General features: G+C 45.4%; 24 protein-coding genes. 9 read left to right on the plus strand and 15 right to left on the minus strand.

Translation table 11 applies throughout. The annotated features are described in order from the left end of the window. Window positions 1–11: 11 nt before the first annotated feature. From ACLWOR_RS04565 to ACLWOR_RS04595, 7 genes are all read right to left on the minus strand, one after another. The gene (locus ACLWOR_RS04565; RefSeq protein WP_413939491.1) at window positions 12–1,565 is read right to left on the minus strand and encodes a L,D-transpeptidase family protein; all 1,554 of its coding nucleotides are present in this window, start codon (window positions 1,563–1,565) and stop codon (window positions 12–14) included. A gap of 142 nt (window positions 1,566–1,707) precedes the next feature. After that, a complete protein-coding gene (locus ACLWOR_RS04570) occupies window positions 1,708–2,847 on the minus strand; it encodes a citrate synthase (protein ID WP_413939492.1) in 1,140 nt (379 codons plus the stop codon). Window positions 2,848–2,935: 88 nt separating this feature from the next. After that, window positions 2,936–3,817, minus strand: a complete 882-nt coding sequence (locus tag ACLWOR_RS04575) for a PP2C family protein-serine/threonine phosphatase (RefSeq protein ID WP_413939493.1) — start codon at window positions 3,815–3,817, stop codon at window positions 2,936–2,938. A gap of 20 nt (window positions 3,818–3,837) precedes the next feature. Beyond that, window positions 3,838–4,995, minus strand: a complete 1,158-nt coding sequence (locus tag ACLWOR_RS04580; protein ID WP_413939494.1) for a hypothetical protein — start codon at window positions 4,993–4,995, stop codon at window positions 3,838–3,840. Next, window positions 4,973–5,734, minus strand: a complete 762-nt coding sequence (locus ACLWOR_RS04585) for a class I SAM-dependent methyltransferase (RefSeq protein ID WP_413939495.1) — start codon at window positions 5,732–5,734, stop codon at window positions 4,973–4,975. Before ACLWOR_RS04585 ends, ACLWOR_RS04580 begins: the two co-directional genes overlap by 23 nt. Next, on the minus strand, window positions 5,710–6,777 hold the full coding sequence (locus ACLWOR_RS04590; RefSeq protein ID WP_413939496.1) for a prenyltransferase: 1,068 nt from the start codon (window positions 6,775–6,777) through the stop codon (window positions 5,710–5,712). The genes ACLWOR_RS04585 and ACLWOR_RS04590 overlap by 25 nt, the downstream gene beginning before the upstream one ends. Continuing rightward, a complete protein-coding gene (locus ACLWOR_RS04595) occupies window positions 6,774–7,730 on the minus strand; it encodes a polyprenyl synthetase family protein (protein ID WP_413939497.1) in 957 nt (318 codons plus the stop codon). Before ACLWOR_RS04595 ends, ACLWOR_RS04590 begins: the two co-directional genes overlap by 4 nt. Before the next feature lie 78 nt (window positions 7,731–7,808). Between ACLWOR_RS04595 and ACLWOR_RS04600 the strand changes: the two genes are divergently transcribed. From ACLWOR_RS04600 to ACLWOR_RS04610, 3 genes are all read left to right on the plus strand, one after another. Further along, entirely contained in the window at window positions 7,809–8,264 is a 456-nt protein-coding gene (locus tag ACLWOR_RS04600; RefSeq protein ID WP_413939498.1) for a YkgJ family cysteine cluster protein, read from the plus strand. A gap of 339 nt (window positions 8,265–8,603) precedes the next feature. Then, window positions 8,604–10,595 carry a chondroitinase-B domain-containing protein gene (locus ACLWOR_RS04605; RefSeq protein WP_413939499.1) on the plus strand — a complete coding sequence of 664 codons (1,992 nt, stop codon included), beginning with the start codon at window positions 8,604–8,606 and terminating at the stop codon, window positions 10,593–10,595. 146 nt (window positions 10,596–10,741) lie between these two features. Beyond that, entirely contained in the window at window positions 10,742–11,524 is a 783-nt protein-coding gene (locus tag ACLWOR_RS04610; protein WP_413939500.1) for a D-alanyl-D-alanine carboxypeptidase family protein, read from the plus strand. Between the two features lie 22 nt (window positions 11,525–11,546). Here the strand turns inward: ACLWOR_RS04610 and ACLWOR_RS04615 are convergent, their stop codons facing one another. Further along, the gene (locus ACLWOR_RS04615) at window positions 11,547–11,912 is read right to left on the minus strand and encodes a hypothetical protein (protein WP_413939501.1); all 366 of its coding nucleotides are present in this window, start codon (window positions 11,910–11,912) and stop codon (window positions 11,547–11,549) included. Between the two features lie 251 nt (window positions 11,913–12,163). Between ACLWOR_RS04615 and ACLWOR_RS04620 the strand changes: the two genes are divergently transcribed. After that, a complete protein-coding gene (locus ACLWOR_RS04620; protein WP_413939502.1) occupies window positions 12,164–14,128 on the plus strand; it encodes a hypothetical protein in 1,965 nt (654 codons plus the stop codon). Window positions 14,129–14,149: 21 nt separating this feature from the next. Here ACLWOR_RS04620 and ACLWOR_RS04625 read toward each other — a convergent pair whose 3' ends face one another. The 4 genes from ACLWOR_RS04625 to menA are packed head-to-tail and all read right to left on the minus strand — an operon-like array spanning window position 14,150 to window position 17,504. Continuing rightward, the gene (locus ACLWOR_RS04625; protein WP_413939503.1) at window positions 14,150–14,473 is read right to left on the minus strand and encodes a (2Fe-2S) ferredoxin domain-containing protein; all 324 of its coding nucleotides are present in this window, start codon (window positions 14,471–14,473) and stop codon (window positions 14,150–14,152) included. 12 nt (window positions 14,474–14,485) lie between these two features. Then, window positions 14,486–15,658 carry an AMP-binding protein gene (locus ACLWOR_RS04630; protein ID WP_413939504.1) on the minus strand — a complete coding sequence of 391 codons (1,173 nt, stop codon included), beginning with the start codon at window positions 15,656–15,658 and terminating at the stop codon, window positions 14,486–14,488. After that, on the minus strand, window positions 15,634–16,626 hold the full coding sequence (locus tag ACLWOR_RS04635) for an enolase C-terminal domain-like protein (protein WP_413939505.1): 993 nt from the start codon (window positions 16,624–16,626) through the stop codon (window positions 15,634–15,636). Before ACLWOR_RS04635 ends, ACLWOR_RS04630 begins: the two co-directional genes overlap by 25 nt. Next, window positions 16,623–17,504 (minus strand): 1,4-dihydroxy-2-naphthoate octaprenyltransferase, encoded by an 882-nt coding sequence (menA, locus tag ACLWOR_RS04640; RefSeq protein WP_413939506.1) that lies wholly within the window; start codon window positions 17,502–17,504, stop codon window positions 16,623–16,625. The genes ACLWOR_RS04635 and menA overlap by 4 nt, the downstream gene beginning before the upstream one ends. Before the next feature lie 77 nt (window positions 17,505–17,581). Between menA and ACLWOR_RS04645 the strand changes: the two genes are divergently transcribed. From ACLWOR_RS04645 to ACLWOR_RS04665, 5 genes are all read left to right on the plus strand, one after another. Further along, complete coding sequence (locus tag ACLWOR_RS04645; protein ID WP_413939507.1) at window positions 17,582–18,808, plus strand: DNA recombination protein RmuC; 1,227 nt, start codon at window positions 17,582–17,584, stop codon at window positions 18,806–18,808. Window positions 18,809–18,860: 52 nt separating this feature from the next. Continuing rightward, window positions 18,861–19,775: an AAA family ATPase gene (locus ACLWOR_RS04650; protein WP_413939508.1), complete on the plus strand. Its 915-nt coding sequence runs from the start codon at window positions 18,861–18,863 to the stop codon at window positions 19,773–19,775. Continuing rightward, complete coding sequence (locus ACLWOR_RS04655; RefSeq protein ID WP_413939509.1) at window positions 19,711–20,655, plus strand: DUF58 domain-containing protein; 945 nt, start codon at window positions 19,711–19,713, stop codon at window positions 20,653–20,655. Before ACLWOR_RS04650 ends, ACLWOR_RS04655 begins: the two co-directional genes overlap by 65 nt. Further along, on the plus strand, window positions 20,652–22,571 hold the full coding sequence (locus ACLWOR_RS04660; protein WP_413939510.1) for a transglutaminaseTgpA domain-containing protein: 1,920 nt from the start codon (window positions 20,652–20,654) through the stop codon (window positions 22,569–22,571). The genes ACLWOR_RS04655 and ACLWOR_RS04660 overlap by 4 nt, the downstream gene beginning before the upstream one ends. Window positions 22,572–22,636: 65 nt before the next feature. Next, window positions 22,637–23,197 (plus strand): hypothetical protein, encoded by a 561-nt coding sequence (locus ACLWOR_RS04665; RefSeq protein WP_413939511.1) that lies wholly within the window; start codon window positions 22,637–22,639, stop codon window positions 23,195–23,197. 6 nt (window positions 23,198–23,203) lie between these two features. On the opposite strand, the gene ACLWOR_RS04670 is transcribed toward ACLWOR_RS04665, so the two are convergent. The 3 genes from ACLWOR_RS04670 to csrA all read right to left on the minus strand — a co-directional run bounded on the left by ACLWOR_RS04670 (window position 23,204) and on the right by csrA (window position 25,115). After that, complete coding sequence (locus ACLWOR_RS04670) at window positions 23,204–24,064, minus strand: EamA family transporter (protein ID WP_413939512.1); 861 nt, start codon at window positions 24,062–24,064, stop codon at window positions 23,204–23,206. A 123-nt stretch (window positions 24,065–24,187) separates the two neighbouring features. Then, window positions 24,188–24,715, minus strand: coding sequence for a flagellar assembly protein FliW (fliW, locus tag ACLWOR_RS04675; RefSeq protein WP_413939513.1), 528 nt, complete (start codon window positions 24,713–24,715; stop codon window positions 24,188–24,190). 172 nt (window positions 24,716–24,887) lie between these two features. After that, window positions 24,888–25,115 carry a carbon storage regulator CsrA gene (gene csrA, locus ACLWOR_RS04680; protein ID WP_413939514.1) on the minus strand — a complete coding sequence of 76 codons (228 nt, stop codon included), beginning with the start codon at window positions 25,113–25,115 and terminating at the stop codon, window positions 24,888–24,890. Window positions 25,116–25,141: the final 26 nt, after the last annotated feature.

A 25,141-nucleotide genomic window follows, 5' to 3' on the forward strand; every position in this document is an offset into this window, starting at 1 on the left:
GAAGCAGGTACCTACAAGAGGCTTTTTAGGTACATGTTGATTCTTGTGTTTTGGCTGTACGGGTCTTCGGCAAATCTCAGGACGCGGTCCGAGTTTAACTGGGATGTCATATTCACGAGATACACTGGTATTTTGTTCGTGAGATTCACCTTCGTGTCCTTATTGAGGACTTCACCGGGTTTGGCAACTATGTTTTCGATAGCAGTACGGTTCCATTCGGTTCCCTGCAAAACATATTCTGCTAAATCCAGTGGTCTCTCTAAACGCACGCAACCGGAACTTAATAACCTATTGGGTTGTGCGAAAAGTTCGCGTTGATTCGTATCGTGCAAGTAAATCGAGAATGAATTTGTCAGCATAAACTTGACCACACCTAACGCATTTCCAGTGTGCGGACGTTGGCGAATATAAATATCAAAGTCAGCACTTGGATCTATCGCCCACCAGTTAATTGATGCCGGATCAAGTCGTCGTGTGAACGAGCGATTCCAGACTTCGTAGTTATGAGAATTAAAGTAGGCATTGATCTGCCAATAGTTGAGTTGTTTGATTTCCTCAACTTTGTCTTCGATGAATATTGTCGGTGGCACAACCCAGAATGGATTAAAGATCACATAGTCCATGCGGTCCTTCATCATCGGAGTTTTTCTTTGCACGCGGCCATTGATTGTTCGGAAATTCATCGATTGATTCGAGCCACCCGCAGTTTTATCGACAAGAAGGAACTGCGAGAACGCCAGGTTCACGAAGATATAGCGATCTTCGAATGTCGGAGGAAACCATCGGATTTTTTCCATATCTGCTTGCACCTGACGAACTCGCAAAGCACAAGGGACATTGAGATATCTCCACGTGCGTCCCCCGGGAGAAATCTTACCATCTGGTTTCACTCTTAATATCGACTGTACGTCACTGACAGCATAGAGCAAATCCTGATCAAATGTTTCATCCATATTTGCAAATCGATATCCATAGAGTGCCAGGCGTGATTTCAACTCGGGAATCTGTTTATTTTTAGATCCAAGTTTCAATTCTTTTTTCACGGGTGCTAAGGACGTCCAACTGCCGTTTTGACAAAGAGGCATAAGATACTTGAGTGATTCTTGTAGTGAGGCATACCACACATTCTGCGGAGCCAGGGCTTCAAGAATCAAATCCCCTTTTCCCCCGGTTGTTACAATTAACATTCCTAAATCTTTAACTGGGATAAAAGGTTTTTGTGGAATGCGAATATCCAAACCTAATTTCTGTGGGTCTGTACCTCCAATTGAAATATCTCGTAAAAGTCTTAAGAAATTTTCATTAGCTTTTGTGCGAAGGGACGTATTCGTATCACCCGGGTCAACCAGATAAGATTTTTCCATCGCGGCTGTCCAATAGACATTGGGTTGCAAACCGTGGGCGGCAATGGTGCCGATGGTGCGACGAATTTCTTGAAGCGGAAACTCATTCATCATCTCTAAATACTCGGCGTGATCGCGACCGTTTTGTCCATTCTGCGCGGATGCTAAAACGTGAGAGAATAACAAGAGTAAAAAGAGAGAAAGTCCGAATAGCGCATTCATAAATCCCCCCTATTCACCCTCATTTTCTTCCAAAAAAAGAAAAGCGGGTGAATCAAGGAGTCTAGGCTGCGAGCAAACAAAAAAAGGGAGACTGTTTCCAGCCTCCCTTTTGGTATTTAAGTCTTAAGAACTCGTACTTAGACTAGCGCTGTTCAACAGGCTTCCAAGTCAAACCTTCTTTACCAGCCCATTTACCACGAGGGCGGTAGATACGGTTGTTCGCGTATTGCTCGAACGCGTGAGCGCACCAGCCAGAGATACGAGAAGCCGCGAAGATTGGTGTGAACAAATCAGTTGGAATACCCATTGAGAAGTACACAGTCGCAGAATAGAAATCCACGTTCGGCATCAAGCCTTTTTCTTTGTACATAGTATCGTCAATCAAAGTCGACATTTCGTACATGTGGTGCATTCCAGCAGCTTTAGTCAATTTGTCAGACATACCGCGAAGGATACGAGCACGTGGGTCGCCGTTTTTGTAAACGCGGTGACCAATACCCATTACTTTTTCTTTCGCTTGAAGAGCGTCTTTAACGAATTGTTGAGCTTTGTCCATGTTGCCGATTTTTTGCAACATCAAGATCACTTGTTCATTCGCACCACCGTGCAAAGGACCTTTCAACGCGCCAATTGCCGAAACAACTGCAGAGTGAAGGTCAGACAAAGAAGAAGCCGTTACACGCGTTGCAAACGCAGAGCAGTTCAACTCATGGTCCGCGTGAAGGATCAAGCAAGTGTCCATAACCTTAACGTGTTCAGCGTTTGGTTCTTTACCGCCGCCAAGCATGTACATCATGTTCCAAGCGATAGATTTGCCTTCTTTAGGAGCTACAGGCTCTTGTTTTTTGCGGATGGCATCGAATGCGCAAAGAAGAGTTGTCATTTTCGCAGTCAAACGAACTGCTTTACGAGCGTTTGCTTCTGGAGCGTTGTCGTTTGCATCCTTATCCCAGTGAGCTAGCAACGAAACCGCAGTGCGGAGCCAAGCCATTGGGTGAACGTTTGTTGGAATGCCTTTCAAAACCTGGATGAAATCAGGAGTCAAAGCCATCTCTTTATGAAGATCAGCTGTGAAAGTAGCCAATTCAGATTTAGTTGGAAGACGATCGTTCCACAAAAGGAATGTTGTCTCTTCGAATGTAGAATTCGCAGCCAAATCATCGATTGTGTAACCGCGGAAATTCAAATGATCTCCAACGATAAAAGAAACCTTAGTTGTACAAGCAACTACGCCTTCTAAGCCCTTGTCCAACGCACCTTCATAAATATTCACTTCAGCCATATACAGTATCCTTTCCTGCCTAAGTAAAATAACCAACCAGTCTTACCAAGATCCAATCCCCGAGTCCAGCAATGCCGACCGAAAAAGGCTACTTGGCGAGCTTAATGATCTTGTCCTTAACTTCAGTCACAATCAGGGTTTGATCGCGCAAAGGTTCGGTTCGACCCGTGTACTTTTCATTGGAGTACAAAATTTCGTTTCTGAGCTCATGAACTCCCTGCTTCGGAGAGCGAGAGATTGCCTCGGAGAGTCCATGACCGCCCCAGTTTACACCCATGGCGTTTTGCGACATCTTAAGGCCTTCAGTAGCCAGTACAATTCTATCACGCGGATTGAGTTGCACAGTTCGAGATTGAGGCTCTGTGTTAAAATCTTTCCCAAGGGCGGGCCCCGTTGGAAGCAGTTCTTGAAGAGCGTCTTGCCCATAGACCTGCAAAAATCCATCGATGCTTCCCACTGAACAATACTGAAACTCATAATTACGACGATCAACGACGCCATAAAAAATGCTCGCACGATCTTCGGTTTGAATTCGGGGCACGATTTCTTGCGCTAACAAACCCACAACTTTATGGGCATCAAGGCCTTTACGCGCCTCCATCTGAGAAGAGATTTTGATGATCACTGAAAGCAGCAATGACGACAGCGTGTAGCCGCTGGCGCTCGAAATCAAAACACCAAATTTGAGTTTGTCTTCGTGCTCAAAGATATCAAAGTAATCGCCGCCCGAACGAGTTCCCGCAAGAAACTTGGTGCTGAATTCGAAACCTTGAATATTGGGAAGTGTCGTTGGAGAGAGAAACTTTTGAAGCCCTTGCGCAATCTTCAATTCCTGACTGATTTGCGCAATTAATTTTTCAATCGCGGTGTTGGCCTTCGTCAGTTCCAAACGATAGCGATGAAGTTCTGCTTCCTTCACCGCCAGTTCATGTTCGAGTTCTGAAATACGTTCTTTGAGTTCCTTCGACATAGATCAAAGGGTCTCATAACTCAGTCTTGCAGAAAACGAGAAAGCTCTTCCTCTTCGGCCTTAAGTCGGGCTTGAATCGCCTCGGGAATTTGGCCTTCTTTGACAGTTTGTAAACCCTGGCGATGATAGCGAATCTCACTGATTCGCTTTTGCACTTTTGTACGAATCCAGGTAACGGCTTCGACCGACAAAAGCTCCTGATCCAGCCAAGATTTCGGAATGTATCGAGCTTCTTGAATCTCATCGACCTTCATTTGGCTGCCGAAGTGGCCCCAGATCATTTGTGCCACAAACTGAACAATCAAAATCACAAATGAGAGAGACAAAAACTCCATCAATTTCTCACGACTGAGATCCATTTCTCCAGAAAAACCGATGCCACCATCACCGCGCAAAAGGCCAGCAATCATAAATCCCAAAAACGCCGCTGAGGCCGAAACCATCGCGAGCTGCCAGCCCACACGACGGCAGTCCTGATTCAAGCTGCGCGTGCGCCACCAAAATAGAATCATACGGCCGATACGCTCACCGGCAAATAGTCCCAGGGCACCATTTACTGAAATAATATTGGCAACAAGTAAGCACAGGGCAAAACATACAGACCAGAATTCAACGGAGATAAAGAAACTTAAAACAACACCCAAGCAGAGAATTCCCAGAACCGAGAGCAAGCGACCATCCGCCATAAAGAAAACAAACTCTCCCGTTCCCAATGAGTTTAAAAGAACGGCCGAATTGCGAAGCGCCAGCTCCCCGCCTAATAAAAACAATCCGATGAAAAGAGAAATGCGCAGATATTGGCGAACAGCTTGACCTCTTAAAACATACGCAAAAAATCCCAAACCTAAGAAAAGCAATCCGTTCAGATTCAGGAACATGGCGCCCATTACTAGAATCCACCAAGCACCCAAGGTACTCAGACACATCCACAACACACCTGAACGAAGACTCAATACGCGCAAGTTGTAAGCGGCCATTCCCGAATAGAGGGACTTCGAAGGCGAAGCTTCAAAGAACGTTAAGATCGCATTTTTTAAAAACAGCTTCAAATTTGAAGATTCCACGTTTTCTTCCAGCGCATTTTTTTGCAAAGATGAAAATGCGTGCGCAATAGCTTTTTGTGATTCAACCAAACCAAAAAGCAAAAGGGCTAAACTACCCAACCACATAAGTATCATAGCGGACCACCTTTCCTTCAAATGCGTGAGTCACTCCGGGAAGAAGCTCCTCTGCCCGCATGGGTCTTTTCACGACCACCCGGCGCACCGGCCACTGTAAAGCTAAACGTAAAACCTCTGCCGCATCCGCATCATCCCCAACCAGATCGCGGAACACGACCATTTCTTGTTTTGGCAAAGCGGATTTCTTTTTATGCGGATACATCGGATCAAAGTAGATTGCATCGACTTCGATTTTATTTTTTTGAGTCTCTAAAAACTCGCGGCTGTCAGAGTGAAAAAGCTCATAGCTTTTCAGTTCTTCTTTCTGAGTTTTTGCAAAAGCTTCTTTTAAAAGAGCATACAAAACCGGCGAGCGCTCCACACCAGTGACCTGAAAGCCAAGCTGACATAAAAACACGCTATCAACAGCTAAACCAACAGAGAGATCCAAAACTTTTTTAGTTCCCTTAGCGACACCAAGAGCCTTGGCAATCAATTCATTTTTCCCACGATGTCCACGACGTTGATAATCCAAATGATTTTCATCAAAATCGATCGCAAGCTTTCGCCCCTCGGTGTCTTTCACAAATACGGAGCCGTTCTCGACATGAAAATGAAAGAAATAATTTTGTAGATCCGTTGGATTTAGAGGGGCTTGTAAAAAGCGCGCCCAATCCTGCGCCTTTGCCAACGAAGAAGCATCCGAAGACACAACGCAAAGGCTTTGAGATTTTACGGCCACAGATACCACAGACATTCAAATGTCCAAAGGCCCACAGCTAAAAGATAAAGAGCATAACCGCGACGGAAGATGTCCCGCATTTCGCTGCCCGCGGGGCTTGAGATGGCTTTCAATTTTCCGACGAAATGAACAGAAATAAGAGCGAGTCCCAGAGATAAATAAAATCCCCAATAAAAGCCCGCGAAGTTAAAGTGATAAATCACATTAAAACCAATAAAGAGGCCCCACCACAAAGCCAGCATGCGACGAGACTTATCAAATCCCAACCAGTTCACCGTATTGGAAAATCCCGCTTGAGAACTTGGCAAAATATTAGAGAAGTTTTTAAGGTGCACAACGAAAAGCACCAGCCATCCGTACACACAACCAATCCAGAAACTCTCCATATCAAATGGAGCACCCATTGCCAGTTGATAGCCCACAGTCAAAAGTGGACCTGACATCAAGAACAATGAAATCTCACCACCGCGTTGGTATTTGAATGAGTTTTGTTTTTTAAACTGAGCCCACATGCCAACCAGGGCTGCGATCCCAATCACAATTCCCAAATCTGGATAAGTGTAAATCAAGGGAAGCGAAGTCAGAGCAGCCAAAACCAAAAACATCGAAGAAAGTTTTTTAACTGTGATCGCACGCACCCAACCATTTTGAATCGCACGGCTGCCGCTTTTTTCAAAAACGCGGTCAACGCCTTTCATGTGATCCATAAAATCATTGCGCAAATTCATCGCCAGGAAAGCAAAAACCACACCGATTGTTGCAAGAATCGCAGCTTGCGGATCACGCATGGTCTCGTCGGATAGATTTTTAGTCAGGATTAAAAACAACGGAACCAAGATCAGCAAAAAACTGCGGATACGAAGGGTCTGCAAAGCCACCAAGGCCCACGCCGGAGGAGCGAGCTCATTGCAATTCAAAACTTTAAAAGTCACAGTCTCAGAAGATGAATTCACGTTTAACGTTTGCACCGGAAGTGCGCGCTTATCATCCGCAAAAGTGCCAAGCAAATATGACTCGAACTCTGGAGAGTTCTTAGAAAGGGTCACGAACTGACTCACGAAGGCTTCCTTCTCCAGTAAAGAATCTCAGTCAACGGACGCAATTGATCGATCAATTTTTCTTCGCCAGGCTTCAAGTGCTTTTTCAAACGTTCCAAGTGGTGGTCGTACATTTGAATCAAGTTCTTGTTCATTTCATCAAACGCCAAAAGCTTTTGATCGAATTGAGCTTTACCACCAATGCTGGCGTAGTACTCTTCCAAGTTTTTCGATTTCACGATGTGATCGATTTCTTGGCGCGTGCGACCTTGGCACACATAAGCACCGAAAGAATTTAAGTAACCTGATTTGAGGTCACCCAGGATTGCTTTACCTTCGTCGTTACGAATGTCGTAATCCAAAAGGTCATCACTGCGTTGGAAAAGTTGCCCCAACAACGTGCCCATCTCTTCAAGGATTTGGTGCAATTCTTCGTTGTAGCGTTCTTGCGCGATAAATGGCGCGCGAATGCACCATTTGAACAAACTTGCCGTTTTCAAATTGTGAATGCGATCCAATTGCTCAAGAGTGACAAAGAAATCACCAACCACAGAGTCCTGCAACCACTCACCTTCGAGCAAATCTGAAATAACATTGGCTGTGTATTGAACAAGTTTGATATTGCCGTGAGAAGAAAGATTCACCATCACGCGCGCAAGCAAGTAGTCACCTGCAAGCACAGCATACTCAGGAGTGTATTTGGTCCAAGCCGCCGGTTTCCCGCGACGAAGTTGAGAACGATCGACCAAATCATCATGGAGCAAAGAAGCGTTGTGGATGAATTCAATTGTCTGAGCCAAGAGATGCTCAGCTTTGGGGTCCAATTTCAAATTATCCGCCATCATGCGGATCAATTTTGCGCGGAAACCTTTGCCCCCAGAAAAGAGGTCATCATAGAGCTTGTTGAGCTTCGGTAGATAAGCGGGGAAATCCCGAGAATCATAGACTTTCAGATCAATAACATTGTGCGCCAAACGGGGCTCCTCTTTGCAGCCCACAATCGCGATTTATCTGCTTGCTGTCAAGGGCTCTGACACCGTAAAGTCCCCCCAATGGAAGAATTTAAGTTCACGGGAAAAGAATGGTGGCGCGAGGGTGTACGCTTTGAATGTACAGGCTCGGGCAAATGTTGCACATCGCATGGCGAATTTGGTTTTGTTTATTTGTCTTTGGAAGATCGCCAACGTTTCGCGAAACACTTAAAAATTTCCACATCGACGTTTACTCGCAGATACTGCGAAAAAACCGGCGGCATCTGGCATCTTAAAGAAGACCCAAAAAACACCGATTGCATGTTTTTAAAAGGCAAAGCATGTGGCGTGTACGAAGCACGCCCCACCCAGTGCCGTACTTGGCCGTTCTGGCCTGAAGTGATGAATGCAAAAAGTTGGGCAAAAGACGTCAAAGCATTCTGCCCCGGTGTCGGTCGCGGCGCTGTGATTCCTGCTGAGCGCATTGAACAACAACTGCGTGAACAAATCGAAAGCGAAAAGGGCTGGGGAAAATAGCCCTTTTACGGAGTCCACTGACATCGCCGCCCCTCTCTCTGCTTTCGCAGAAATAACTCGGATCAACGATTCAATTTCATAAATAATATTTACTATCTCCTTTTAAATATTCAGGGAACATGGGACTCCACAGTCTACAAATCACTGTAGTGGCCCTGAATTCTCCTCTGAGGATCTTGCGCCCTTTGCATTGCAAACGCGCCATCAATATTTATGGTCACCAATTTTTTTTGAAAGTTTACTCTAAAAAAATCTCTGAAAGAATTTCTTCTTCGTACCGAAAAGACAGACATGGTGAACATTCGGAAAACAAAGTGGAAATATATATCTCTCATTACAATGGCAACCAGTTTTATCGGCTGTACAAATTCGTCTTTGACCGAAGTGTTAAGTAGTATCGAAAAATCCGAAGGGTTGCCGGCGTATCTAGAAATAGTCCAGGCGCCACAACAGTCCCAGTCCACATTTACTTCTTTGAGTCCGTCACTCAAAGTCCGTGTTTTAGATAATACGGGCGAAACAGTTTCCAATCCCGCCGATATTTCAATCGAGCTCATTGGCAGCAACGGGACACTTCATAACATCACGCCAACCGTGACCGATGGAATGATTGAATGGAATCAGCTTGAAGTAACAACTCCGGGCACGGCTGCCAAAATCAAAGTAAAAGTCGGCCTTCTTGAATCAGAGACTCCCACCTTCGATCTGACAACGAAAGCAGTCAATTTTCAGCGCCCGACGTATGTAAGTCCCATTGACGGAGATCAGTCACAGTGGGCGGTAACAAATACTTTATCTGCGACAACATCTGCCAATTTCAAAACCACATTCTACAAAAAAGCAGACACCAATAATAATGGAATTATTGATGCAGGTGACAGCAATCGATGGGTCGGTTTACCCGCAGGCAGTCGCCTGACTTTAGCAAACGGCACTTATGATAACGTAGGAAAGCTCTACATTGGCGGAGTGGGAGAACCCAACAAGCCTGTTATTATTGAAGCGGCAACACCAGGTGGAGTTGTTTTTACAGGATCAACAGAAATCTACATCTGGGGTTCTTACGTTATATTTTCCGGCATTCGCTTTCAAAATGTGAAGCCAACGGTGACATCCGGAGTGATGGGTTCATCGTTATTATTTCTAGGCAGAACTGGCACGAGTTCAATTATTACTCCAACCGAGCTCAATATCCCAACAAGCTACTCTTTGAAATGCAACTCTTGCGCTCTTAGATACAACAAAGTGGATAATTCAAATCTTGCTTTCGATCCCGGCGCAACTCCACTTGAGGAGTTTGATACATTGGGCACAGCGGGAGTCGGGAACGAAATTTCACACAATACATTTATTGGTCGCAACAACCCAGGACATTTTATCGTCATCTGGCGCACCGATGGAGTCGAGGACAAAGCGAGAATTTACAACAATGAATTCCTGGATCAGGTCTATGCATCAGGTGCTAATGGAAATGAAGTTCTTCGTATTGGAACAGGAGCCGACACGTACTCCTCCTCGAAATCTATTTTCGAAAATAACCTTGTAGAAAATGCCGACGGTGAAATCGAAACAATTTCTGTGAAGTCCTGGGACAATACGATACGTTTTAATACCTTTCGCAATAATAAAGGTTCGATCTGCGTTCGAAGCGCGGGCCGAACATTGATAGAAGCTAACTATATTTTAGGAATGAACAAATCCGGAAGTGGGGGAATTCGAGCCATACATGAAGGCAACTTGATCATCGGCAATCATATCCAAGACACAAACCCAGGCAGCCCGGCCGACATGTCAAAAAACTCAGCCCTTGTTTTGCCAATGGGAACGAACAATCCAGAAGCCAATTATTACTTTCCAGTCAAAGACACAAAAATTGCTATGAACACTTTCGTGAATAACAAGCTCACTTGGAACATCGGGGCCGATGCCGCCGCCTCTGTCACCAACGATACTATCGCACCGACAAACGTCACACTCGCATTCAATTTTATTCTGGGTCGAAACGGAGAGCCTTACGCAGATTTGTACTCTCCCCTTGCCAATCTGAATCTCAAAGATAATTACGCAGCAAATGGATTGTTCGACTCAACACGCACCTCTCAACCCGACTTCACGTCACAAGAATTGCCGTCATTTGCAATCGTGACCAACACCTGGAACTCAATAGAACGGCCCGAAGATCCCATGCGAAACCATGTTCGCATCACAACAGCTAAACTGATACAGGCCAACTTAGACAGCACTGAAATCGCGCGAATCACCTCCATCAATGCATCAATTTACGATATTTTTCAGCCGCACATTCGTGGCACGGTCGGTTGCGGGTTCTAAATCGCTTCATGGCCAATTTTTTTTGGGGGAAATACGGCACTTGTCTACAGTGTTGACACCTCTTTTCCCTCTATAATCCTTAAACCGGCACTTGATTCTGGTACGACTCTGGCAGCACCGCGCTCGTGGTGTTTATGAGAAGATTTTTGCTTATTTCCCTTACTTTGGTGTCCTTTGCGAGTTCTGCTTGGGCAGACTCTGCTGACTGCGTGGTTGAAGACATCCGACTCAACCGCAGTGTCGATGGAAATCATGCTCATGATCTTTCACCTGTCGGCAAAAACATAGGCCTGCCTGCCTCTTATCAACCCGATCCCGCAGCAGAGCCCATCCCGTACGAATACATCACTCCCGTATTCCGCGAAGCCCTTGTACAAAACAATGAATACATTTACATGGCCCCGGAGTCGCTGAAAGCACTCTTGAGTTTAATTGACGATGCGAAACGCGACGGCATTGAACTTTTCATTCACTCTGCTTTCCGACCTTTTAAAACTCAATGTTCGGTCTTCAAACAAAAGCTAAATAAAGAGATGCAAGCAGGCGCAGTTAACATTCAGGATGCCATTCGTCGGGTCAACACACGATCTGCGTTGCCGGGGGAAAGCGAACATCAATTGGGAACTGCTGCAGATCTTGTGACGGATATTCCAGGCATAGGTTATCAACTGGTGTACGACATGCAAAACACCGACAGTTATCGCTGGTTGCGAATGAATGCTTACAAGTTTGGTTTTGTACTTAGCTATCCGCGAGGAACGGCTCAGCAACCAGGAGACCCTGATCCTCGCACAGGTTATATATTCGAACCGTGGCACTGGCGTTATATCGGCGTTCGTAATGCTAATAAATTCGTTCGCTGCCGCAACGTCAGTTTACAAGATTTCCTGACCCAGCTTCAGAGCAACCCGAACTTCGAATGTCGATAGCAAAGAAACCGGCCGTTCCTGACTATTTGCTCTTCACGTAACGATTAAAACTGGCTTTGTTTTCAAAATAAATCACAGAGCCATCCGCGCGAGCCGCGATGACAGCTGAAGCTTTATCAATGGATTTTCCCGACACTGGATCTACGGCGCGACGAGAAGCTGCATCTTCTGACAAAGTCTTTTTACAATTTTCACAGCAACCGTAATAAGCTTTTCCACCGTAATCCACACGAATCTGATCACGCGGGAAGACCATGTTGGTAACCATGCACACCTTTGGCGTTGGGACGATTTGCAAAGACTCTTTAGCAAAAGCCTGAGTACCGGAGGCGATTAACAGCATCACTGCGGCAACAAGAATAATGCCCCATTCTTTAATTTGATCCATGGTCTGTCCTTTCGAAGTTTAAAACTCGCATCGACTACTAGGAGCAATCCGGGTTCTTTGTGACAAGAAATTCAAATAAATCCAGATAAAGACTAAAATGTCCCATTTTAAAACATGCGCTCACTTTTTCGCCGCGACATTTCCGCATCACTTTCTCGAATTAATTCGCCGATCTTACAGAAAACTCAGAGCCCGAAATAATCTCGTTCTGAGTCTTAAGACCAACGGTGGTCCTGTCGAAAAGTAAGCATATGAAGAACGTTACTTGTTATCGCCTTCTCATTTTAATTTTCTCTGGCCTTGTCGTTTTATCAGGCTGTAAAGAGCCTGAGGTTTCGTTGAGCGAGCTGGGGAAAAAAATGGCTGCTCCTCAATTAAAAGGTACAAGTCCTTTTGATCAGGATTTCAATGCGAACAACTATGTGCGTATTCAAGGAACTTGCAGCGTTCGCGTTGGCGATTTATCGATTAGCTTTGATAACAAAACTTGGTATTCAATTCCATCAATCCCCAACTACACAGGCACGACATTAGCTGGCTCGGAAACAAATGACTTGAGCTGTCAGGGCGATGGGACATTTGATTTCTATTTAACTGAAGGTGACATGACGTCTTGGGGTATCGCTGCCGATGCGGACGTCAACTATATCTATCTCCGTGGCAGTACCATTGTGGGTGACACACACACATTGACTTTGAAAGATCCGAAGTTAGATGGCGGCACCGGAAACTCAGGCCCTGCAACTCAAGTTGTACTCCAAAAATACTGGCCAGATAACTTCGCTGGCGCGACTCAATGTGAATATTTTATGGCAAGCCTTCGTGATGCAAACGGTAACTATGCGGGCGCAGGCAAAGTGGTAAACTTTAGCATTGATAAAAAGGTCGACTCGACAGTTTACTCGCAGATTGACGCTTATTTGACGATGGCGGATTGCCAAGCTGGAACCAACGCCCAGAATATATTCTCTATTCCCGCTTCACAAAACGGCATTCAAGTTTATTATAGATTCCCAGATGCACCTATCGATGGCGTGATTTACTTCCGTTCCAGCGGCGTGAACCTCACGACGCCTACATCAAGCTACACTCCTGTCACTCTCCGTGATGCTTCAGGAAGCCGCTTCTGGTTCTCCACTCATTCATTTAACCGCGTGGCATCTAATATGTGTACACCGATCAATTTCAACGCTCGTTTTTACAACGGCAACATGGTCAATCTTTCGGGTTCCGACACTATTACGCCGGTGGTATCAGGAACAAATGCGAGCAAGTTGTTGTTCTTTGCTGACTCTAGCTGTACAACTTCGGTCACAACGATTTCAGGCTATCAAGCAAATGGACAGTTTTATTTTAAATATGTCGGTAGCGAAGTCAGCACAGATAATTTAGCTTTCACGATTACGCATACTCTTGCGGGGCCAAGCCTTGGTGGCGGAACTTTTGACGATATTCCGCATAAGATTGAAATCGATCGCTCTGGAAATAGCACAGTGACACATATTGATTTAACCGGTCCTATGACGGTGCAACGCGGATACTGCACACGCATGAACCTATCTGCATTTAACAACAAAGGAACTTTAACCTCTAGTACAGCAACTGTGACATTGACTCCGTCGTCAGCAGTTTCGCAACTCTTTGCAAGCCAATCGAGTTGCGATACCCAAACAACTCCGATTTCAGCAATTGCAATGACAGGCTCTACAACTGAAGTCTGGTATCGTACCACGGGCACACCGGGCTCTACTCAGACAGTGACACTCTCGTCTGCCGGAATTAACACCCCTGCTCGAACATTTACAATTGACGACAAACCGACATCATTTGCCTTGCTGATCAACGGCAATGCGACGTCGCTTTCTTATCCGGTATCCCCAGCCTGTGTAGCGGCAACAATTGAAGTGAAACTCACCGACTATATTGGTGGATATTACTATGCAAATACCCTTGGCTACACAATCACCATGTCCGTGACAGCACCATTTGAGTACACTCTGTATTCAGATTCTTCTTGTTCGGCAGGTAACGAAGTTGTCGGAAACTTAGGAATGTCAATTGGACCGGGCGTGTCCTCAACAGGTGTCTTCAACTATTGGATTAAAGCTAACAGCACGCCTCAACAGTATAACTTCCAGGTATTTCAAACATCGACACCACCGGCTAACGTGCCTTACATAGGCGGCGTCACTTACCCTGTGATCCCAGGCCCTTAAGTTATAGGACTGCCAGCCCGGTTAGTAACCGCGCACTTTGGATTTGAGGAACTCAAGGAGTTCCTCTTTTTCTTTTTCAGGGTGAAGAATCATAGTCTCTGTTGTGCCCGCTGTGGAAGCGTAGGTCACAGCTTGGAAGTCATCGATGCAAACGTCGAGGCAGCTTGAAGTGACAACGCGGATTTTTTTCCCGTCGCCGCTATCTTTAAGGCTTTTCTTCAGAAACATCTTCAAGTTCTCACCTGCATTTCCTTCTTCTTTTAATTCAGAAGCAGAAATAGATTTAGAACACTTTGTACAAATAAGCAGAATGCCTTCACTCCACGGATTTTCTTCTTTTTTCATCTTGGACTCCGACTAGGATTCAATCTTACACATTCTTCTCAGGGGCTGCCAAAGGATCTTTCCTAAATCGCTGCGAGGAATCTCGGGAACTAAATGAATGGAGCGGACCTTTTCAAATGGCAATACTCTTTGAGCGTAGGCCTGGGCTAAAATCTCGCTGTCACTTTGATTCAAGCAACTGGCCAAATGTATTTCGTGTCCCAAGCGTGCTGACGGTACTTCTAATAATGTCACTTGCATCGCAGCCTTGGGCATCAACTCACGGATGCACTGATCCATAATCAAACGAAGGCGAGCCATATTCGTGCCTTCACCACCGATCTTGATATAGTCTTTGCTGCGACCTTCAATAATCAAAACCCGCCCTTGCACATCACCTTTGTCTTCACTGACGAACCAACCATCTTGTTTGGGGTTCCACCAACGAGGACCATCCGTTTGATTTTGCGCATAACAAGTGAATAAAGATTCAGCCTGCACTTCCAAAAATCCCTGAGTATTGCGACGGGCTTTGGCGTGGGACAACAATTCAATATCAGGAAACTCGGTTTGCTGAAGGGAGCTCAGAGAGGCCGTTGCAATTTGTGAAGCGGTCTCAGTCATTCCGTAACTGGGAAGCAAAGGCCAGCCAAGATCACGTGCTTGCTTATACAAATTCACGTCCAAGGCTCCACCACCCACAACAATGGCGCGTAATTCCGGCGGAGCTTTGAACTTACTCATCACCAAATCATAAACCTGAGTGGGAACTAAAGCTGAGAGTGTGCATTTTTCAGAGGAAAGAACTTGATAGAAATGAGTGACATCCCATTTACCATCCAACAGTGCAGGAACGACCTTTGCGCCAATTAAAGCTGCACGAATTTCAATTCCTAAACCACCGACATGAAACGAAGGCAGAACTTGAGTCCATTTATCAGCGGCCGTACTTTGCAAAAACTCATTCACAGATTTTGCTGAAGCCACCAGGGCTTTTCTTGAAAGAGCGACGAGTTTATTATTTGCTACCGAGTCCGCTGTCGAACCTGAAGTTGCAATCCACACATGACCTTGGAGATTTAAATCTTTTTGCGCGGCCTCGCTGAGCGCGCGCAGTTTTTGAGCGTCATCCGATGGCCACCGAGGATTTAAAAGTAAAATATTTTCGGTTGAATCAAGATCTAAGATTCGCGAAGCATATGCCATGGCAGTACCTGAAGAATTTTATCGAATCCGACTCCCCATCCGCGGCCTTTGGTAAAATAAGGTCCTTGAGTCAAAAGCTCATTTACAAAAAGATCCTTTTGATACAGACGATGAGTCATGCATCCGGCATCAAGAATCATATCACCATGATCTTTTTTAAGCTCCATGGCCACACTGACCGCGTGAGCCACGCCGACGGGATGATCCATCGAACTTGTCACGGTCATTTTCAAATCCCATTTCCGACAGAAATCCACCGCTTTTTTCACATCTACGCGTGCGGGCTTTACCACCATGACGTCAAATGGTGGATTGATAATTCGATGCCAAGGGACTTTGTGGTATTCATTATCAAGAGCGATCGGCGCCAGAGTACAAGCATCTTTCCATTCGCGTTCATCAAATGGAAATGGATCTTCGACGTATTCGATAAAAGCTTTTACCTCTGACGACAAATTCGAAATGTACTTTTCAAAAGTTTGCCAATTTCCCTGAGCATTGAAATCTAAACGGATAAAAAGATTGGAGGCCGCTAGATGATTTAAAAATCCGACTTCCTGGTGAAAGTTGCGGCCCACTTTGACCTTCACGCTACTAAAACCTTCTCTTTTGATTTCATCAACAAGATTTGGTCCAACCTTGTGAGCTTGTGTGACAGTGAAATTATTTTTAAGCGGAACGCCATCATCAAAGAAATTCTTTCTCTGAGATCGCAATGTCGCATCTCTGTGGGCCAGCCACATGCTTTGTTCCACCAAAGCTGTGATTCGTCCTTCTTGCAATTCTTTGATATGAAAATCTAGAGGTTGATCCCCAAGTTCAGGCCACGGGTGCAGATCGGCGTACCCTTGCAATCCATCATCCCAACGCACCTTCAATAAAGTCCCCTTACGCTCCTTTTGCGGAGTTGCCGCGTTTAAGGAAGAAAGAGGTCTTAGTGAATAAGGGCTGTGGAATAATTTAATCACCCGATCATAAATCCTATGGAGATGAGTATTCCGAACACCAAATGTAAACCTGCAGATTGCGCGAGGAATTTGTTATAAGCCGCGCTTGGTTCGGTCTTAAATATATTCTTAGTTACTTTCACTGCCAGTGGCAATGCGAACAATGATAAAACTGCTGCAATTTTGTACCCTTCAAACCACCAGTAAAGATTCAAAAGAAACGGAGCAAAGCAAAGAGTTGCGATTTCCCAGCGAGAAAACTTCACGCCACCACGAACAGCCAAGGTTTTTTTATTCACCAACTTATCTGTTTCACGATCTCGCAGGTTATTAATCGCAATCAGCACTGTTGCGTGCAAACCGATTTGTAATCCTAGGACAAAAGCTTCCGTCAGCCATGTCCCTGTGTTGAGGAAAACAATTCCCATTACAGCCAACAATCCAAAAAACAAGATCACAAACAAATCGCCCAAGCCCAAGTAAGCCAAAGGGAAGGGCCCTGCAGTATAAGCGTAACCCATTGCCACCGATGCCAAACCGATTGCCACGATCACAGGTCCGCCTTTGATCACCAACGGAATCCCGCAAAGAATCGCGAGAGCAAAGAACACAGTTCCCAATGCCATCACTTTTCCTGCCGAAAGAATTCCTGCTTGAGTGATGCGCTGAGGACCAATGCGTTTTTCCGTATCAGCGCCTTTTTTAAAATCCACAGCATCATTAACAAAATTAGTTCCGATCTGAATCAGAAAAGCCGCCGCGAGAGCGTAAAACAGAACAGCTCCGTCCCAAGAAAGCCCCATGGCTTTCACCAATGCCGTCCCGGCCAAACATGGAACCAGGGCTGCAGTGAGGGTTTTTGGGCGGAATGCGAGAAGAATACTTTTAATTTGACTCATGGGCGCATCATACACCGTTTTTCGCGTGACCAAAAGCAATTCTAAAGGCAAAAAATGGGTTTCATGGGAGGCCTAACGTGAATGGGTATTCAATCTTAGCTTTTATTCTGGGCGGCGTCGCAACGGGTCTTATCGTTTATTTCCGTATGAAAGCTCAATCACTTGCAGAGAAAGCACAACTGCAAGCCGACCTCCAAGCGTTTGAGTTAAAGAACGACCTTCTTACCCAAAGCTTGCAAGATCAGAAACAGGCCGTTTCGGAAGCGCAAAAACAACAAGATGAACTCTCAAAACGCATGAACATGCAGTTTGAAGTTTTGGCGCAAAAAATCTTTGAAGAAAAGTCCACAAAATTTGCCGATCAAAATCATAAAAATATCGCGGCGGTTCTTGAGCCACTCAAAGAACGCATCAAAGATTTTGAGAAAAAAGTCGAAGAAGCTTATGCGACAGAACGTTCCGAGCGCGGTATTTTGCGCGGCGAACTGGGTAAAATGATGGAGCTTAATAAGGTCATGTCCGCAGAAGCCCAAAACCTGACTCGTGCCCTTAAAGGTGAAGTGAAAACTCAAGGTAACTGGGGTGAATTGATTCTGGAAAATATCTTGGAACGCTCGGGCCTGCGTAAAGGCGAAGAGTACACGATCCAAGGAACAGATTTGGATTTGCGTGGTGAAGATGGTCAGATTCTTCGCCCTGACGTGATCGTGCATTTGCCAGATGAAAAACACATCATCGTCGACTCCAAAATGACTTTGCTCGCTTACGAACAATACTCTTCATCAGAAGGTCATGAAGACCAAGAACGCTTTGGTCGTTTGCATGTTGAGTCTTTGAAAAAACACATCGATGGATTGTCAGAGAAAAAGTATCATGCCGCTGATAAATTATTGTCTCCAGACTTTGTGATTCTATTTATGCCGCTTGAGCCGGCGTTTGCTTTGGCATTCAAATTAAAGCCTGAACTTTTCCAATACGCTTGGGAAAAAAATGTGGCGATCGTCAGCCCGACAACATTGCTGGCAACACTTCGTACGGTGGCAGCGTTATGGAAACAAGATCGCCAAGAGAAAAATGCTCTTGAGATCGCTAAGCGTGGCGGCCTTCTTTACGAAAAGTTCGCTGGTTTGTTAAAAGACCTGCAAAACTTAGGGGAAAAACTAGGGGCTGCCCAAAAAGCCCATGAGGACGTTTTAAAGAAAGTTTCTGAAGGACGTGGAAACTTGATCGATCAAGTCGAAGATTTGAAGCGTTTAGGAGCCAAAACAGAGAAATCTCTGCCTCAGATCGAAGTTGTTGAATAGAACAATGCAGTAGGACTAGTTTGCAAGCTGGTCCTTATCCTATCCTAAGATTATGAATAAAAAATTTCATGATCTGATCACCGAAGCTTCTAAAGTCGTTCTTGATAAAGATGCCGAAATTCGTTTGGCGATTACTTGCCTGCTGGCTGGTGGTCATTTGCTGATTGAAGATCTTCCTGGGGTTGGCAAAACAACTTTGGTGCAAGTTCTTTCAAAACTCACAGGTCTAAAAAGCCGTCGTATCCAATTTACAATTGATCTTTTGCCCGCAGACGTGATCGGCGGACAGATCTTTCATCCACAAGAGCATAAATTTATTTTTCATCCCGGTCCCTTGTTCGCGCAACTGGTGATGGCCGATGAACTCAATCGCGCCAGCCCCCGCACGCAAAGTGCTCTCTTGCAAGCGATGGAAGAACGCGAAGTTTCAGTTGATGGTGTGACTTGGCCTTTGCCAAAACCTTTCTATGTTATCGCGACTCAAAATCCACACCAGCAAACAGGAACCTTCCCGCTTCCTGAAAGTCAGCTCGATCGTTTTTTGATGAGTTTGGAACTGCATCATGCCTCGAAAACAACAGAGGTGCGCTTGCTTCAAGGCGAAGATCCGCGCCGCCTGCTGCAAAATCTCCAGTCACTTTTCAGCGAAGCAGAAATCGAAGAAGCTCTGCTGACAGTTGAGAAAGTAAAAGTCTCTACACCCGTGGCAAATTATGTTGCGGACCTTTTAGAAAGATCTCGTCGCACCGGATTTGAAGGAGCGCCGCTTTCTACTCGTGGAGGAATGGCTTTGATGAAAGCTGCCAAAGCTTGGGCCTTCCTTGAAGGTCGCGATTATTTAAGACCCGAAGACGTGCAACAAGTTTTAATTCCCGTACTTGGACATCGACTAGGAGGCAATCATGGCATTAAACGCGGCCGTGAATGGGCAACAGCCCTTCAGAAATCGACTCCAGTCCCTGTTTAAGAGAAGAAAAAGAACTTATATCATTCCCTCCCGTTTTGGCTTGGCCTTCGGGATTATGACACTCGTTTTGTTTTTCATGGCCGTTGGTTACGCCAACAACTTGATTTATATTTTCGTTTTCTTTCTGACATCTGTTGGTTTCACCGGAATGCTCATCACCAACCGCAATGTGCAACGCGTGGAAATTATCACAATCAAGGGTCAAGATCTTTTCGCTACCGAAGAAGGATCTTTGCTTCTTGAATTTCATAATAACGATAGCGCTCCTTCTTGGGATATGGAAGCACGCCTGGAAAAAACAGATGTGAAGACCAAAAAAACTCCGGTGGCGGCTTTCACTTCCAAAGAAGTGCGTCTCGATTTTATGTCACCTCATCGCGGGCTGCAAAAGCTTCCCCGTTTTATTTTAGAAAGTACTTTTCCATTTGGACTGCTACGCGCGTGGAAGGTATTTAAGTTTGATGCCGAAATTTTGATTTATCCATCTCGTGAAGGCACACGCATTTTCCCGCAAGACTCTGTTGGTGGTGAAGATTTGCAAAAACAAGGACTCTTCCGCGACCATCGTGAATTTCAAACAGCCGATCCAGTTAGTAAAATTGATTGGAAGGCCAGTGCTCGTCGCCAAGAATTACTTGTGAAGAACTACGAAGAACCGGAAAAACCCACTCTGCATTTTCATTGGGATCAAACTGCCCAGTTAACGAACTACGAGGACCGCATTTCACAATTGGCTTTGTGGGTGGATGAAGCCGAGCGCAGCGGGCACAGTTATTCTTTATTAGCCGGCAAACAAGAAGTAGCGGCCGGAAAAGGACTTAACCATTGGCGCGAGTGCTTGGGGATCTTGGCTCTTCTTCCAGAAAAGGACTTAAGATGAATCGTAAGTTCTTTGAACAGAAATCTTTAGCGCTCTCTTTTATCTGTGCGATGGTTCTTGTGGCCCTTGAAGTTTCTCCGTGGATGGCTTTTTTGGCCGTGGGCCTTATTATCTGGAAATGGGGCGTAGAAAACCTCCATTGGAAACCTCTTTCTAGAAAATTCACCAGTATTCTGAGCGTTGTTATTTTGGTGCAAGTTCTCATTCAATATCGCACGCTGATTGGCCAAGAACCTTCTTATACATTTTTGCTAGGCCTCTCTGGTTTGCGAATTATGGATTACTCCAATGATCGCGATCATAAATTCGTTGTGCTGCTGGGATTTGTCCTTATATCGATCAAAGCTCTTTTTAGTTTGGACATTTACTGGATCGTTCCTTCAGGTTTGGCGTTTGCGGGGCTGTGGTATTCACTTTTACCAGATCAACTGCCGCAACGAGGACGCGTGCTCGCGAAAATATTTTTGCTTTCGGCCCCTCTTGCTCTGATCTTATTCTTTGCTTTTCCGCGTCTGGTACTGCCCTGGGCGATGTCTCGTGGGGGAAACTACGGTCAAATTGGATTCAGTGACGAACTCAATCCGGGACGTATCGCTGAAATTGCCTCAACGACGAATGTCGCATTTCGTGCTAAACTCTCAGAACTCCCATTGGTGAATTCAAACGAAATGTATTGGCGCGGTTCGGTGCTCACACAATCGAAAGGTCTTAGCTGGCGCCCGACGCGAATGATTTTGGCCGATAATCCGCGAAAGTTTGATGGGCTCTTGTATGAAGTCGCTTTAGAGCCGCAAGCCTCGTTGTTCTTATTTACTCTCGATGGAACCCACGCCGTTCGTTTGGAATCGGGAACTGTTTTGCCGCTTCGATCCGACATCTTTCGTGCCTCACGTCCGTTAATGGCAACGACTGTTTACAGAGGCGCTTGGTCGACAAAACCTGACACCGAAGTTCCGGACCAAGAATATATGGAAGTTCCGAAACTCAGTAAGCGTGTGAGTGAGTGGGTTGAAAAAACCAAAGCAGCGAATGCAACCCTTGAAGAACGCGCCGAAGCCCTTAAAGCCTTTTATGCCGATAATGATTTTACTTACACATTAAGTCCCGGCGTTTATGGAACTGATGCGAATGACTTGGAAGCGTTTTTGTTTTTTAGAAGAAAAGGTTTCTGTGAGCACTTTGCTGGATCTTACGCCACTCTGGCGCGTGCTTTAGGAATTCCCACTCGGGTCGTGATTGGATATCAAGGCGGTCGTTACAACCCGCTGGGGGATTTCTGGAAGATCTCACAGAAAGACGCGCATGCGTGGGTTGAGATTTACTTAAAAGGCGTCTGGCAAAGAGTCGACCCCACATCTTGGGTGGCACCTTTACGTCTTGCCATCGGAGCGGATGAATTCTTTAGCATGTCGGAAGAAGATCAAAAAGCATTCGCCCGAAGTGTAAAATGGCGCCCCAATGCTGATAGTTCTTTGATCTGGGATCGTATTACTTTTTTAGCTGAAGATTTAAATTACCGTTGGACGTACTTCCTTTTAGATTTCGACAGAGGCGCGCAACAAGGTTTTTGGAGTCAGCTCGCCGACGCCAAATTGCAAATCTCAATAGGATTTATTTGTATCCTGGCGTTGTGCTTTCTGCTATTCCGAAGTCTTTTCCGCAGTAAGCGTTTGCAAAATGAAGATCAGTTGTTATTTTCTCAGATTGCAGAATGGGGACGGCTGAATCATTTTCCTCAACATACGGATGAGCCTCCTCTGCAATATCTTGCTCGACTTCGCCGCGAAGTTCCGAAGTTAGCTCCAGCTCTGGAGGACATTAGTCTGTACTTCGATCAAAAGATTTACGCGGGAATTTCGCAGCCACAAAGTGCCGCGCAACTTGCACGGAAATGGCGCGAAGCCACTCGCGCCTAGGTAATGGACTTTTTGTAATTATACACAGCCTTGCTCTTGATATCACGAACCGATAACTTGGAAGAGTGACAAAAACAAAACTCCCCTCATGGACCTGGTGGCTACCATTTCTGATAATTCTATCATCTAAAATTATTTCGCAATTCACCTTCCAGAGAGCTGGCGTTCACTATATTTACCTTCCACACCTCATCGGCTCCGCTTTGTTTTTCTGGTGGGGTCCGCGAATTATTCCAGCTTACTTTCTGGCGGAAATGCTCACAGCTTCGCTGTCGGGAACTTCGATGTGGGTTCTTACACCTTTGTTTGCAGTGATTTCCACGACCAAGGCTTTTATGGGATACTTTCTCTTCGTGGCCTTTACTCGCAATGAACCGCGAACGGCCTACGTGCAGTTTTTTACATTCTTCTTTTGGGTGATTTTGCTTCCAAACATTATCTGCAATTATTTAATCTTTGCACAGTTCGTGGCCGTCGGTCGCTACGGTCACGATGAATTTATTCCCACTTATCTTTTTGTGAATCTTGTCGATTGGATGGGCGGAGTTTTAGTCACCTACCCACTCGTAGAAAAAGTATCACCGTGGCTAAAAGCAAGAGGCCTGTCACAGTGGCCACTCAATTGAATATTTTTAAATGCTCAGAACAAAGGTTCCAACTCCGACTGTGATCGCGCCAATGATCTGAACGCGAGTCAGCGATTCCCGGAGGAAGAAAGAAAAAATCAGCGCAAAGAAAATAGATGAGTTTCTAAGTGAAATAGCAAAGCCCGGAGCTGAGTGCTGCAGTCCGAAGAGGAAAATCAGAAAAGACGCCGTCGCACCGAGTCCGGTAAGAATCGCTCGCCACTTCGAAACATTCCACGTTCCGATAATTCTTGCAAATGGCTTTCTACCCAAACTCCAAAACAAAAACGGTAACGACACCAGCATCGCAATACAAAATAGCGAACGGGGATGAGCTTCACGAACCAGCGCTTGATGATAACAAAGGTGATAACCCGCGATAAAGACAGCACTCCAATAAGACCATTTATTATTTCCGAAAGGAGATATTTTGCGAGCACCCTCAGTCTTCCTCTTCCCGGGAGTATTCAGAACAAAAATTCCGCCCAGAATAATCAGTGCGCCAAGGTAGTGATAAGACTTCGCCGTTTCGCCAAGGAAGAACGATGAAATGAACCACACAAAGACCATCGCTCCGCCACGCATGATTGCATAGGATTGACCCAGTGAACTTTCTCGAAGGGCACGCCCCAGTGTGATGAAGTACAGTCCTTCAAAGATTCCGGAAAGAATGCCAATGCCCACGACGGTCGAAGATCCCATCTGAAATCCACCATCGACCAAAAAGACCATTGCAAACGTGATCAGACCGCTTATAAAAATCGTTAAAAATAGAAAAGCTTCTTTGTCTTTGCTTGCTTTCGCGAGGGCATTCCAAGCCGCATGCAAAACTGCAGATAACAGAAGCAATGATGTTCCTAAAGCCACAAAAAACTCTAACGCGAAAAAACTGATTTATCGAGATACTTTGAATGATACAAAGAAAAAGCCCACTTACTCAGTGGGCTTTAATTTAACGCTCTATAGACTGAATTAGGTACCAGGAACCTTCTAGAGTTCGGCGTCTTTTACTACGTGCAATTTTGTTGCGACGTCGATGCCTTTAGATTGATTTTTGATCGCAACCGCAGGGTTTTGAACCACACGCTGTTGAAGCTTCGTGAAGATAGGCTCACGGATTGCCAAGCTGTTGTCTTGAAGAACGCATTGGCGTGCAATACGAGCTGCAACGTTCACAACAACTGGAGCTTTCAAGTTCGCAGTCATTTGTGTTGGATCATCTGGAATAGTCACGATTGAGAAATAACGAGCGGCTTCTTGGTTTGGAAGTTTAAGCGCTTCCAAATCACCTTTCGTCAAATTCACTTTGTACTGAGCAGAGAAAAGCTCTGGTTCAAGAACTGGGAAAGCGATGTGCGGAGATTCGCAGCTTTGCAACCACGCGAAGATCTCATCACTTGGATCATCAAGAAGTGCGAACTGGCGCAAATCCGCGAAACCCAAAAGGCCTTCTGGAAACGTCAGAACATCTTCTTGCTTCAGCTCAACTTGGCCGAATCGTGATGTGGAAATGATCATTCACCCTCCCCAATAGGATTCACCCTTAATTTAGACACGCCAAGACGCTCTTCGGGTGAGTACATCTATAAATCTGGACCTAAATCTAGGGAGAAACAATCGAATTTTGAGGTAATGACGCGAATCAAAAAGGGCCCTGGTGGCCCTTCTGGACGGATTTAGCTGCAACGCTTTATGGTTTTAAAAGCTTCGCTAGATTGCGAGTTTTGTCGGCTGGAACAGAGGCAGATTGCTGATTCTGATCTTGAATGGCTGCGTACACTTCTTCACGATGGATTTTGGTGTCTTTGGGCGCTTCAATGCCTAAACGAACTTGCTTACCCTTAATTTGTACTACTCTAATCTTGATGTGGTCATCGATAGCGATGCTTTCACCCAACTTCCGTGTGAGAACCAGCATGACAACTCCTTTTGCTGCAGTCGTTA

This window comes from Bdellovibrio sp. HCB2-146, assembly GCF_047345725.1.
Lineage (GTDB): Bacteria > Bdellovibrionota > Bdellovibrionia > Bdellovibrionales > Bdellovibrionaceae > Bdellovibrio.

Coding starts and splice junctions, on each gene's coding strand:
- ACLWOR_RS04565 (WP_413939491.1), bottom strand. CDS start 1,565: ATGAATGCGCTATTCGGACTTTCTCTCTTTTTACTCTTGTTATTCTCT.
- ACLWOR_RS04570 (WP_413939492.1), bottom strand. CDS start 2,847: ATGGCTGAAGTGAATATTTATGAAGGTGCGTTGGACAAGGGCTTAGAA.
- ACLWOR_RS04575 (WP_413939493.1), bottom strand. CDS start 3,817: ATGTCGAAGGAACTCAAAGAACGTATTTCAGAACTCGAACATGAACTG.
- ACLWOR_RS04580 (WP_413939494.1), bottom strand. CDS start 4,995: ATGATACTTATGTGGTTGGGTAGTTTAGCCCTTTTGCTTTTTGGTTTG.
- ACLWOR_RS04585 (WP_413939495.1), bottom strand. CDS start 5,734: ATGTCTGTGGTATCTGTGGCCGTAAAATCTCAAAGCCTTTGCGTTGTG.
- ACLWOR_RS04600 (WP_413939498.1), top strand. CDS start 7,809: ATGGAAGAATTTAAGTTCACGGGAAAAGAATGGTGGCGCGAGGGTGTA.
- ACLWOR_RS04605 (WP_413939499.1), top strand. CDS start 8,604: ATGGCAACCAGTTTTATCGGCTGTACAAATTCGTCTTTGACCGAAGTG.
- ACLWOR_RS04615 (WP_413939501.1), bottom strand. CDS start 11,912: ATGGATCAAATTAAAGAATGGGGCATTATTCTTGTTGCCGCAGTGATG.
- ACLWOR_RS04620 (WP_413939502.1), top strand. CDS start 12,164: ATGAAGAACGTTACTTGTTATCGCCTTCTCATTTTAATTTTCTCTGGC.
- ACLWOR_RS04625 (WP_413939503.1), bottom strand. CDS start 14,473: ATGAAAAAAGAAGAAAATCCGTGGAGTGAAGGCATTCTGCTTATTTGT.
- ACLWOR_RS04630 (WP_413939504.1), bottom strand. CDS start 15,658: ATGGCATATGCTTCGCGAATCTTAGATCTTGATTCAACCGAAAATATT.
- menA (WP_413939506.1), bottom strand. CDS start 17,504: ATGAGTCAAATTAAAAGTATTCTTCTCGCATTCCGCCCAAAAACCCTC.
- ACLWOR_RS04650 (WP_413939508.1), top strand. CDS start 18,861: ATGAATAAAAAATTTCATGATCTGATCACCGAAGCTTCTAAAGTCGTT.
- ACLWOR_RS04655 (WP_413939509.1), top strand. CDS start 19,711: ATGGCATTAAACGCGGCCGTGAATGGGCAACAGCCCTTCAGAAATCGA.
- ACLWOR_RS04660 (WP_413939510.1), top strand. CDS start 20,652: ATGAATCGTAAGTTCTTTGAACAGAAATCTTTAGCGCTCTCTTTTATC.
- fliW (WP_413939513.1), bottom strand. CDS start 24,715: ATGATCATTTCCACATCACGATTCGGCCAAGTTGAGCTGAAGCAAGAA.
- csrA (WP_413939514.1), bottom strand. CDS start 25,115: ATGCTGGTTCTCACACGGAAGTTGGGTGAAAGCATCGCTATCGATGAC.